Origin of the sequence: Moorena sp. SIO3H5 (assembly GCF_010692395.1) — a bacterium.
Lineage (GTDB): Bacteria > Cyanobacteriota > Cyanobacteriia > Cyanobacteriales > Coleofasciculaceae > Moorena.
On the sequence record NZ_JAAHHS010000548.1, the window covers coordinates 1 to 4,044 of the forward strand.

At 41.8% G+C, this 4,044-nt stretch carries 3 protein-coding genes and 1 pseudogene; 1 reads left to right on the forward strand and 3 read right to left on the reverse strand.

The genetic code is table 11. The features are described from left to right. A pseudogene (locus tag F6K52_RS33260) lies at positions 1–880 on the reverse strand (lipid II flippase MurJ); the annotation flags it as partial. 169 nt (positions 881–1,049) lie between these two features. On the opposite strand from F6K52_RS33260, the gene F6K52_RS33265 reads away from it, so the two are divergent. Beyond that, positions 1,050–2,228: a DUF3095 domain-containing protein gene (locus F6K52_RS33265; protein ID WP_293088929.1), complete on the forward strand. Its 1,179-nt coding sequence runs from the start codon at positions 1,050–1,052 to the stop codon at positions 2,226–2,228. A gap of 70 nt (positions 2,229–2,298) precedes the next feature. Here F6K52_RS33265 and F6K52_RS33270 read toward each other — a convergent pair whose 3' ends face one another. After that, positions 2,299–2,607 (reverse strand): hypothetical protein, encoded by a 309-nt coding sequence (locus F6K52_RS33270; protein WP_293088931.1) that lies wholly within the window; start codon positions 2,605–2,607, stop codon positions 2,299–2,301. Positions 2,608–2,870: 263 nt separating this feature from the next. Continuing rightward, positions 2,871–3,818 carry an MBL fold metallo-hydrolase gene (locus tag F6K52_RS33275; protein ID WP_293088934.1) on the reverse strand — a complete coding sequence of 316 codons (948 nt, stop codon included), beginning with the start codon at positions 3,816–3,818 and terminating at the stop codon, positions 2,871–2,873. Positions 3,819–4,044 lie beyond the last annotated feature (226 nt).

Below are 4,044 nucleotides of genomic sequence, written 5' to 3' on the forward strand. Positions count from 1 at the left end.
TCTAAAAGATTCGCATAGTTTAAGCTAGCAGCAGCGGCATCGGCTTGGGGCAGAAAGGAGGCAAAGAATAGTCGGTGTAGACATTAATATGCAGCATCCCAGAGGAAAAGGTTGCTGGAGCCATGACTTGCATCACGTCTTTGACTCCAGGGATACCCCAGTTAAATCGTAGGCGTATTTTACCTAGGCCACTGCGCCACTGAGCGATTTGCTGCACTACCCATTGAAGAGTTGCTCCAGCAAGGGTACCCCCAGCTAACACAATCCCACCGATCATGGCAAAATCGGGATTACTAATTTCTTTGCCTAACTGTAGGGCTAATATTCCTAAGCCAACAATGACGGTGATGCTGGAAAATAAGGGACTGACGGCTGGTAGCCAGTATTGATCGCTAGCATTGAGGGTACCAAAGCCAATGCCAATTAATCCGGCTAGCACTGCCATGGGTGCCATAATCTGTAATTGCCGGATTGCGATCGCTCTTACTTGTAACCCTTCTGGGGTATCCTGAAACCCTGGTGCTAGAAAATCAATAAAAACTGGAGCAAATAGCACTAGAGCAATGGTTACCAGTAACAGGATGCAAGCAACTAAGGTAGTTACTGTTTCCACCAGCCGTGGGGCTTCTGATTTATCGCGTTTAGCGAGAACACTAACTAAGGCACTATGAAACGGTCCGTTAATGCCACCGAGGAGGATTAATAAAAACCCGGGGATAACGTAAGCATAGCTGTAGGCGTTGATAACCGGACCAACTCCAAACGCTGCTGCCATAGCTTGTTGGCGGACTAAGCCAAATACTTTACTAATAATGGTGGCTACTGCGACAATCCCGGCAATGCCAGCTAGGGAACGAGTGTTTTGTTTGTTTTCAGACACAAATCGTTAATAAAATCAATCGTTAACTTTATTAGTTTAATAGATTTATTATTTTTAACTTTTTACACTTGACAGTTGCTATGGTGTAGCAGCTAGTCTGGTTTTATATAACTCCCTTTCTGGGTGTTCTCATACTAGTAAAAAGTTTGTTATTTCCATATATTCAACCATGACTACAGACTTTTTTTATGCTAATTTACCTCTTTTAGAAAACTTCATTGATATTACTGACTCTCGAAAGTTTAAATCGGTTCCCAGGGATTGGTATGTGGTAATTACCGATATTATGGGTTCGACTCAAGCTATCGAATCAGGATGCTACAAAGAGGTTAACCTATTGGGAGCCTCCTCTATTGCCGCTGTTTTAAATATAGCAGGTAATTTAGACATTCCTTTTGTGTTTGGGGGAGATGGAGCAACTCTGTTGATTCCTCCTTCTCTGTTTGGTCCTACTCGGGAAGCGTTGTTAGCCACTAGTCAGCTAGCCAGGGAAGAATTTGGGATGGAATTGCGGGTGGGTGCAGTACCTATGTCTGAAATAAGAGTTAATGATTATGATGTTAAAGTAGCCAAGCTCAAGGTATCTGACAACTCTTATCAGGCTATATTTACTGGAGATGGTTTGAGTTATGCTACTGAATTGATTAAACATCCAAATACGAGTCACCTATACCTTTACCAACACCTTATTAATAAGGCTAAAGCTGATTTTTCTAATTTGGAGTGTCCCTGGCAAGACATTCCTAGTAAATATGGTGAAACGATCAGCTTGATTGTCAAAGCAACGTCTAATCAAGGAGATTTAGCTAATTTAACTTATCGAGAAATTATTGAAAAAATTGACACTATTTATGGAACTGAAGATGTTTTAAATCCAGTTGATGAAAACTATTTTAAGCTAGGGTTTAATGCTCAAAAATTACGTGTTAAAACTTGGCTGTACGCCCAGTCGAGTAAGCTGAGCCATAAGATGCTCTATTTTTTTAAAATCTGGTTTAAAAATATCTTGGACTGGTTGTTGATGACGTTGAAGGTGAAATTTCCAGATGGAGACTGGGGAGCCTATAAACGAAATGCTATCGCAGCAACAGATTACAGAAAGTTTGATGATATGTTGCGCATGGTGATTGCTGGCAATGAAGCACAACGAAAACAATTAACAGACTATTTAGAAAAGAATTATCAACAAGGTAAGTTAGTGTATGGTCTGCATATTTCAGACCGAGCACTGATGACCTGTCTGGTATTTGAGCACCATGGACGCCAAGTACATTTTGTGGATGGTGCAGACGGAGGCTACGCGGTAGCTGCGAAGGATATGAAGGATAGATTGAAGCTGTTCGCGTAGTGTGCGCGTAGCGCATTAGCTGATAGCTTTCATGCTAATAACTAATAGCTATTAGCATGAAAGCAAATAATTACACTGGCTCAATAGTAACGTCTTCATAGTCGGGATGTCTAATAATAAAGCATTTTGCTCCCATAGTGATTTGGGCAATCTGGCATGAAAGCTTACACAATCCATCCCTTACTTCTATATTTGGACAGTGAATTATTAAGCTGTCAGTAGCAGTAACCCACTCTAGCTTACAGAGTTGAGTTAGAGGAATTTCTGTCTTAATTTGGCTTAGTCCTTGACTCAGTTGTTTAAATTTATGTAGCCATTGGGACTCTTGTAAGTTTTTCTCTAGCTTGCTTTTTAATGGGTCTTCTTCTTGATTAGTCATGATAGAATTCTAGGGTTTGTTATTTTGTCAGCCGTCAGCCGTCAGCCGTCAGCCGTCAGCTTATTTTATTCAACAGAACCTCAGGTAATGTGGCACAGGCTCCTAGCGTGGCACAGGCTTCCAGCCTGTGACCTAACCCATAAGCTGATAGCTGATTGCTGATAGCTGATTGCTGATAGCTGATTGCTGATAGCTGTTCGCGTAGCGTGGCCAAAGGCCTTTAGCTTACCTTATTGTGATATCCTCAATTATCCTGAAATAATTCAACGTTCAGCGGTAATTTGCTTATAAGCTGTTTCAAGATTATCTTGATATAATCCTTGGAATTTATAAGTCTTATAAGCAGCAGGAATTTGGGAATAGTTGGCAATAACTTGTTCTTTAGTCAGAGACTTTTCTTTCCAAGTTAACGCCAATTGTTCCAGTTGATCCAAGTAATTCTTTAAGGTATCTAAGCCACTGCTATCGGTAATCGGACCATGGCCAGGTAATACACGAACATCGGGATAGTTTGCCTTTAGCTCAGATAAAGTATTCTGCCATTTGCGAATATTGCCATCCCCAGTGTAGGGAAAGCGCTGATTGAACAAGATATCACCGGTAAACATAATTTTGGCATCGGGAACATAGGCCACAATATCTGTTCCCCCAGAATGACCTTCTGCTTCTTCAATTTCTACGGTGCGATCGCCTAACCAAATCTTACTCTCACTATTAACTATTACGTTGGGTGGAGTGGGATTGGGGTCGTATTCTTTGTTACGATCTTCCATGAATTCTCGAATTGGTCCCCGCCCAATGATGGGGATACCTTTAGCTTCGGCAGCGGAATTACCACCAGTGTGGTCAAAGTGATAATGACTGTTGAGAACGTACTTGATGGGTTTATCGGTTAAGTCTTCAACAGTTGAGAAGACTAAGTTAGCTAGTGCTTCATTCTGAAATGGATCAATTACCAGGACTCCATCGCTACCAATCACAATCCCAGCATTACAAATTGCTGCGTTAGGGTCTTGGGCGGGAAAGTCTGTACTAGCGATTAGTCCGTAAATCCCAGATCCTAATTTTTCTAGGGTTAATCCTGCTGTTTCTAGGGTGATGTTACCGGATGTTGGTGATTGACTTTGGGAGTGAGATTGGCAGCTAATCACTCCAAAGATTGTCAGTAGGGTGGCTAGACCTAAGATTAAGCACCGACGCAATGTGTTCATTAGTTATTGGTCATTGGTCATTGGTCTTTAGTTATTGTATAGCAGTTCTTAATTGGGTGAAGGGCACAAGTTGTGGATGTTAGGGAGTAGGGAGTAGGGAGTAGGGAGTAGGGAATCGGGGAGAATTATCCCGGAAATCATTGTGTATTTTGATATATAGGTGGTACTGATCAGCAGCGACCGGAAAATGCGATGCGCGAGCATTGAGCAGCTACCCTCCGGAAGA